5 protein-coding genes and 1 rRNA gene are annotated in these 8,474 nt (G+C 34.2%); all 6 read right to left on the reverse strand.

Features of this window, described 5'->3' with window-relative positions; genetic code table 11:
* A partial coding sequence (locus tag RMR19_RS11005; protein ID WP_310603539.1) for an ABC transporter substrate-binding protein occupies window positions 1-790 on the reverse strand: 790 nt, incomplete at its 3' end.
* Between the two features lie 237 nt (window positions 791-1,027).
* Window positions 1,028-2,812, reverse strand: a complete 1,785-nt coding sequence (locus RMR19_RS11010) for a sensor histidine kinase (protein ID WP_310603540.1) — start codon at window positions 2,810-2,812, stop codon at window positions 1,028-1,030.
* 130 nt (window positions 2,813-2,942) lie between these two features.
* Window positions 2,943-4,355 carry a phosphoglucomutase/phosphomannomutase family protein gene (locus RMR19_RS11015; RefSeq protein WP_310603541.1) on the reverse strand — a complete coding sequence of 471 codons (1,413 nt, stop codon included), beginning with the start codon at window positions 4,353-4,355 and terminating at the stop codon, window positions 2,943-2,945.
* Between the two features lie 33 nt (window positions 4,356-4,388).
* Window positions 4,389-6,785 carry a GH36-type glycosyl hydrolase domain-containing protein gene (locus tag RMR19_RS11020; RefSeq protein WP_310603542.1) on the reverse strand — a complete coding sequence of 799 codons (2,397 nt, stop codon included), beginning with the start codon at window positions 6,783-6,785 and terminating at the stop codon, window positions 4,389-4,391.
* A 291-nt stretch (window positions 6,786-7,076) separates the two neighbouring features.
* Window positions 7,077-8,147: an HD-GYP domain-containing protein gene (locus RMR19_RS11025; RefSeq protein ID WP_310603543.1), complete on the reverse strand. Its 1,071-nt coding sequence runs from the start codon at window positions 8,145-8,147 to the stop codon at window positions 7,077-7,079.
* A 220-nt stretch (window positions 8,148-8,367) separates the two neighbouring features.
* Window positions 8,368-8,474: ribosomal RNA gene (locus RMR19_RS11030) — 23S ribosomal RNA — on the reverse strand; the annotation flags it as partial.

Genomic DNA, 8,474 nt, shown 5'->3' on the forward strand with positions numbered 1-8,474 from the left:
CAGTAAGTGTGTTATCTGGGAAATATCCTTTTTCATATAATGTTTTAATATCGCCTAAACCATCAATCCAAGCTTGACCTTGCATATCTGTTGTAGAACCTGGTAATACGTTATGTGAAGCAGTATCCAAGTGATTAAAGATACAGAATTCAAACCAATAATGAGGGATTGTTGCTAAAGATGCTGCAATTGGTGTATAACCTGCATCTTTAATTTGTTGACAAATATCTAAAAATTCTTCCCAAGTAGTTGTTGCATCTGGCATCTTAACTCCTGCTGCTGCGATTACTTCTTTATTAACAAACATACCTTCCCAGTAACCATTAACAGGAACTGAATAGTTCTTTCCATCTACTGGAGAAGCTCCAAGCATACCATCTTTCATATTGCTTGCATAGTTAGGATATTCTTTTCTGATTTCATCAATTGATACTACTTTGTTTCCTTCTACAAGAGTGTTAGAATCTACACCATTGAAAAAGAATAGTACATCTGGTTCTGCTCCAGCTTCGAAGTCAGCTAATACACGAGCTTTGAATGTTTCATCTGATGTTGCTGATGAGTCATTAACTTTATTACCTGTTTCTTTTTCCCAAGCTTTCACTGCATCTTGGAAGTTCTGGGCATTTCCATCATTACCAGCATAAGTTGTTGTAACATTGATTGATACGGCCTTTTTCGTTGCCTCATTTTTACCTGCTTCTGTTGTGTCCTTTGTGTTGTTCTTTCCACATGCTGCTAATGATAATGTAAGTACTAAAACTAGCATAACTGATATAACTTTCTTCATTTTGTAGTCCTCCCTTTTTTTATTGATGAAATTGCATCTTGGTTATTACTTAGTCGATTTTTTGTTTTAATAAAAGTGTATCGGCCAAATAATATTCAAGCTCGGATTTTTCATGCATTTTATACAAACGATACATGAAATTCCCTACTCAGGTAGTGATGACTGAATAGCATGTACAAATCATCTACATATATAATAGTACAATTCCACCAAAAGGTTAATGATTCTCATTGCTCTTTATTGTATAATATTGTGATGTCGTCCAGCTTTGCCAATTCGGATTGTGCTAAGTGTATGTCCACTCTCATTATTCCGTATATCTAAGCCGTAACTTTCCCCATATATAATCTTCAAGCGCTGATTCACATTTCGGATTCCTACACTTAAACTTGTTTCTGAACTTAGCTTTCCACTTAGTTTTCCTTCAATCTTTAATATCTCTGCAATTCTTCTGCTATCCTCGTCTGTTAGCGTTCCGCTATCCTCAACTTCAACAACAATTCCATCAATTTCTTCATAGATTGATATTGTAACCTTTCCTTGCCTTAATGTACTTGTACCATGATCTACTGCATTTTCAACAATTGGCTGTATTACTAATCTTGGTACTTGATAACTTAGTAAATGTTCATCAATATTTTTCTCTATCTCAAATTTATCCTGAAATCTTTGTTTAATAATATAAAGATAGGAGTCAACGTATGTTAGCTCTTCCTCCAAGGTTATCATATGCTTGTTTTTTCGATTCATTGTAGCATTAAGCATTGTGGATAGTGCTTCTATCATACCGCTTACACGCTCATTTCCTCCAAGCCTTGCCTCCCAGTTAACAATCTCTAACGTATTATTAAGGAAATGTGGATTAATCTGTGACTGTAGTGCCTCTATTCTCGCATCTCTTAATGCTAGTTCTTCCAGATATATCTGCTCAAACTGATACTGTAGTTCCAATGACATTTGATTAAAAACGTTAGCTAAATAATCAAATTCATAACTTTTGCTCAACTTTGCTACTTGGTATCCATACTTTTGATTTGTAATATTATGTGATGCCTCTACAAGTGCTTTTATTGGTTTTGTAACTTTTCGGTTAAAGAATGCCATAACCATAATTACTAACGGAATCATAAACAACAATAGTATTAAACCAATATACGTTACCCAATCAAGTTCCTTTATAATTGCATTGGAATCTAACTGCATTACATAAGTAAATTTATGCTCCTCTAACTTATTAACTTCGTATACATAATCCTTTGACTCTCTATTAATATAGATACTACTATTTGTCGTCGTTGTAAATTCTTCCTCTGTAAGAATGTCGTCCATTACCGTGTCTAATAACGGCTCTCCATCCATATAGATTTGTCCTATCTCATACCCCCAGATGCTTTTCAAACTCTTAAACATGGAGTTTGTATCAATCTCCATAACGATTACTGCATATGGTTCAAAATTTGATTTCACAAGGTTACGTATCATATACAAATGCCCTTCGATATTCGTATACTCTATCTTTGTATCAAGATTTTCTGATATATCTAATACCTTGGCTAATCCAACCCTCTTGAATTCCCTTACACTCGTATAGGTCGCATCTTTTGCATTACTATATGTGTAATATACATCATGTGGCTTATCCAAGAATATTAACATTGTGCTCAAAAAGTTTTGATTATATTTATATTGTTGCGCTAAAAACTGATTGATTGTATTATAGAATTTTCTCTTATCATTATCTTTTAAGTAAGAAAAGTAGCTATCACGAATGGTTGATATATATGAAGCATTTCTTGAGGCTAATCTAGCTTCCTCCATCTGCATCTGACAGATCTCTACTGCTTTATCCGAGGAAGATAGTATATTATTCTCTACCTGCCCATTAAGTTTTGTAGACATAAAAAACAGCATAATAAGTGCTAGTAATGCTAGTGGTAACAACCAACATAGAACAAGCATCCGTATCATGCTCCATTGTAATGAATTCTTTTTCTCTTTTATCTTTTCATAATCAATCTGCATAGCTCTCTCCTCCTAATCCTCTTTACCAGTTTGTATATAACAAATAGGTCGATGCTTGCATCGACCTAAATTTAAATTCTTATAATAAATTATCTCATACTAACAATTAGAAATCAACGTATTCTTATCCTTATAAATCTAGGAAATTCGCATAAATATCACAGATTGTCTTTGCTTCTTCTTGCGTTGGCATTTCACAGAATATACGAAGTAATGGTTCTGTTCCTGAAAAACGGCTAATTACCCAGCCACCATTTTTAAAGTACACTTTACTTCCATCTTCATAAGATAAGTGGTCAACTTCATATGGAAGTTCTGGAACTTGTTTCTCTTCCATAAGCAGATGATACATTGCATCTTTTTTCTCTCTTGAGAAATGATAATCACGCTCTTCCATGTAGTTGCTTCCAAACTCTTCTTCAACTTCTTTGCTGATTTCGGATATCTTCTTACCTGTAATAGCAATCATCTCAACAAGTAACATTGCTGCGTAGATACCATCTTTACCATGAATATGACCTTGTACTGTCAATCCTCCTGAAGATTCTCCACCAATAATAGCATTCGTTTCTGTCATCTTCGCTGAAATATGCTTAAACCCAACTGGAACTTCATAACATTCTTGACCAAATCTATGTGCTACTTTATCAAGCATATGAGTTGTAGCTATATTTCTTACTACAGGTCCTGTCCAACCTTTGTATCTTGTCAAATAATAATATAGCACAACTAGTATTTCATTTGAATGCAGGAATCTACCTGTATCATCAATAATACCGATACGGTCAGCATCACCATCTGTCGCTATACCAATATCATAGTGACCTTCTACTACTGTGTTTTGTAAACTTCTTAATGTTGCAGCCGATGGAGAAGGTAATTTTCCACCAAACAATGTATCATGACGTTCATGTATTGTTTTTACATCACAACGAGCAGTATGCAAAAGCATATTAAGTGAAGTTTCACTTACTCCATACATAGGATCTAGTGCAATTCTAAGATTTTTTTCACGTATTGCATTCATATCAACCGCTTGAATAATACTATCTAAGTACTCATTCAATGGGAATATCTCAACTATTTTTCCAGCTTCTTTTGCTACTTCATAATCCATCTCAACAACGTAATCCGCTGTAACTTTATGAATGTAGCTCTCTATTTCTGCTGTCTGCTCTTCGTTTGCATCACGACCACCATGTGTAAATACTTTAATTCCATTATATATTGCTGGATTATGACTCGCTGTTACCATCATTCCATAATGCATCTCATGACTCATCACATAATACATTACTAATGGTGTTGGTACAGAACGATTTATTAAATATGCTGTAATTCCCTCCGCAGCGAAAACTTGTGCAGCCCATCGCATTGCCTCTTTTGCTAAAAATCGACGGTCATATCCAATAACAATGCCTTCGTCTTCTACTTGTTCTGCCTTCATCTTTTCTACCATAGCTCTTGCTAATAGTTGAATATTTGCTTTCGTGAATTCATCACCAATGATTGCACGCCATCCACCAGTACCAAACTCTATCATTCTATCATGCTCCTCTCGCTTATGCTTATCTTATTATCCCATCACTATCTCAACTGTGTGAGTTGTATTTGGTGCTTGTGCCGTGATTTTTTCTACTTCATTTCCATCTACTGTTATTGTTTTAATTCCTTTCATTACTCCATCTGGATTCGTTACATGAATATTGAAAGTAGCTCCTCGCCATACTCTTGTAACATCGAATTCTTTCCAATCACTTGGAATACATGGATCAATTTCAAGAGAATCAAATCCTGGTCTTATTCCTAAGATATATCTTGTTGCTGAGAAATACGCCCAACCAGAAGAACCTGTCATAAATGGGTGTCTTGCTCTACCAAATGCTGTATGATCTGGACCAACTACGAATTGGCAGTAAGAATATGGCTCAGCCTCTCTTATTTCAATCATATCGTTTTGGTTATATGGACATAACGAATTATAAAGTTCCATTGCACGATCTCCACGTCCTAATATACATTCTGCAGCCCATGCCCATGGATTTGGGTGAGAGAATATTGCGCCATTCTCTTTTAATCCTGGATATACTCTTGTAACAAAGCCGATAGAATCGTTTGGTTTTGTATAAGATGGTGCATTCAATTGTAATCCATAAGGAGTAAATAGATATTCATATACACTATCCATAGCTTTTGTTGCATTTTCAGTATTCGCTGCACCAGATAGTACTGCCCAAGCATTGGACTCAAGATGCACTTTTCCTTCTACATCTGTACTTGTTCCAATCTTATTACCTTCCTTTGTAATACCACGAATAAACCAATCGCCATCCCAAAGGACATCATTACAAACAGCTTTTACTTCTTGTGCCATGTTACTATATTTTTCTACTTCTTCTTTACGTCCTAGCATTTCTGATAATTCAATGAATTTATCAAGTGCCCAGTAATGAAGGAAAGATACCATTGCACTTTCTCCACCACCAAGATTTAAGCAGTCATTCCAGTCTGCTCTAAGACCTTTACAAATTCCCGTGTTACCAACTTGTTCATAGGAGAATTCAAGTATTTTCTCCATATGCTCATATACGGTACCTTCTCCGCCATCTGCATAAGAAATCATCTGGTCAACAAGCTCATTTTCTCCTGTTTCTTTTATATACTCCACAATTGAGGCAATTAACCACAATGCATCATCTGAACACGCATCTTCCAGTCCATGTACAATATCATCTTTTCCTGCTTTTGGTATAACGGTTGGTGATTTAAATGGTTCTTTTTTCTCTTTATCATCTTTTTCAAACCATTCTGGCTGGAATAGATGTAGACCATATCCTTTTGATACTGTACCTTGTAATAATTGAATAATTCTTTCTTTACATTTTGTTGGGTTCGAATGAGGAATTGTCATTGCATCTTGTGCCGTATCTCTAAATCCTAATCCTGTTCTTCCACCTAATTCAATGAAAGATGCAAATCTTGAGAACATTACATTAATCTCAGATTGATATAAGTTCCATGTATTGATTAATACATTCATTCCTTCATTTGGTGTTTGTATTTGTAAACATTTGAATTTCTCATCCCAGTAATTTTTTAAATCTGTGTATACAGCATCAACATTTTTTAAATCACTATATTTTTCTCTAATTCTCTTTCCTTCTTCACGGTTTCCTTCACCAAGCATATATACAACTCTTATTTCTTCTCCTGGTTGTAATGTTATTTTCTTATGAAGAGAACCACAATGGTTATTACCTAATTCAGATGAATTGCTGCATTGTCCACGTTCTACTGCAACCGGATTGTTTTCTGTATGATATAATCCTAAGAAACTATCACGTAAACAATCATAGCTGTCTGGTTCAAATGTTGCTGTAAAATATTGATATCCAAACTCTTCATAGAATAAATCATATTCTATAATTGAATTCTCATAATTTGATCCTGCACAGTATAAACTCATCTGATAATTTTGATTATCAATCATAATGTGGTGGTATGAAAATTCACAGTAAGAAAATAGACTTAACTCTCTCACTTTATCGTCTTCGTTCTTAATTGTTACATCCCACAATTCTACGTTATCATTAATCGGCACTACTAATGTTTGTTTTGCTTTTATTTTGTCATGTTCACATTCATAAACAGAATATGACATACCATGTCTACATGAATAGGAATATTCCTCTAATGATTTATTTGTTGGTTGCCATGAAACACTCCAATAATCCTCTGATTGATCATCTCTGATATACACATAATGGCCTGGGCGATCCATTGGCACACTATTTCCTCTGAATCTTGTGATACGATGATATTCTGGGGATTTGTAAAATGCATATCCACCAGCAGTATGATTTACTACTACTACAAAGTCCTTCACCCCTAGATAGTTCGTCCAAGAAGTAGGTAAGTCTACCCTATCAATACAATATTCTTTATTTGCTACATCAAAATGTCCATACTTCACTGTTTATTCCTCCTCTAGAAAACATTTTTTTTTCATGCTTCTCTAAGTCAAATTATAACTACGCCTCGATAGAAAATATACTGTCAACCATGCGATAATTTGTACATTCTTGCTAAAATTCTAAGACCACAAATCTTGTCTTGATAAACATTTACACAAACATAAGTGCGCATATGGCGCAAACCCCTTTTAATTCAACCAAAATAAGATTTTTAATCAAAAAAATAACTGGAATTCTTTTGTCAAATTCCAGTTATTAGTCTTTTCTATCATAATTATTTTCCATACTTACTATACAAATTTTATAATCTGTATATCTTTTTTCTCCGTTAAGTTAACATATTCATTACCACATCTTACTGTTGGCCTAGACAAGTCTGCTTTATTAACATATATAATTCTTCCTACTCGATTATCACTTAGAAGTACATCACAACCCATATATGTGTCCATAATTCCAGTCAAGAATACCATTATATACTTTGGATCATATTTTGTCATACCATCTTTTTCAAATTCATGGATTAATGAAAATGGATTTCTTGCTCCATCCTCTGTCAATGTCAACTCATCGTATGCGTCTGCTATCGCTACAATTTTTGAGTACTCACATGTTGTTTGTCCCATAACTTGTAACGGATATCCCGAGCCATCAATCTTTTCATGATGCGACAATGCTGTAAGACCGATTTGACGATTAAGCTCACGTTTCATCAAATAACGATATCCATAAATCGTATGTCTCTTTAGCACTTCTCTATCTTCTTCCGTGTATTCATCTTCGCTTTTCTCTAACATCTCTTCTGGTAGCATCAGCATTCCTATATCATGAAATAGTCCTGCAAGCGTAATGTCATCAATTTCTTTTTCTGGGAACTTAAGCCATCTTGCTAACATATTAGAAATTAATGCTGTATTCAAACTATGCATATACATTCTATTCTGCTTCAATTGCATACCATATAAAGCATCAAACAATTCATTAGCATTCGTTGTTTTCTGCAAAACATCATTTATTCCATCAAGAATCTCCTCTTTATCAATCTCTTTTTCGCGATTGATTACATCATTAAATTGACCTTCAATATTCGAGTAACACAATGTATACTTTTGGTTAATCTTTTTAAAGGTTTCTGTTTTACGGATTTCTTTAAGATGTGTTTCTACACCTTCTAATATTTTGTCTTCATTTGTAGTATCTAAAATTCTTACTTCATAAATATTATTATTCTCTAATAACTCTAGAAGACGCTTATCTACTACTGTTCCACTATTAACCAGAACGGACCCATAACTAGTTAATATATCTCCATAGATAATCATATTCTCTTTTAAGTCTTTTCGTTTAATTAATCTTTTCATAGCCCTCTCCTATCTGATTAAGATAACCATCTTATGCTTCATCATAAGTTACATAATACCTACTCTTATTTTAACAGAAATCTGTTCATTTTCATATCTGTATTTAGTTTTATTCTTAAAAAGAAATATAGTAATATAACACAAAAACGTCCAATCTTTCGATTGAACGTTCTTCTCACGTTGTATCTTCAAAACTACACATTGAATTTAGACATTTCATTTGGTTAAGCCCTCGACCTATTAGTAACAGTCAACTACATGTGTTACCACACTTCCATCTCTGTCCTATCTACCTGATCGTCTTTCAGGGGTCTTACTAGCTTGTGC

This window comes from Anaerosporobacter sp., from assembly GCF_031551385.1.
In the GTDB taxonomy this organism is placed as follows: Bacteria; Bacillota; Clostridia; order Lachnospirales; family Lachnospiraceae; genus Anaerosporobacter.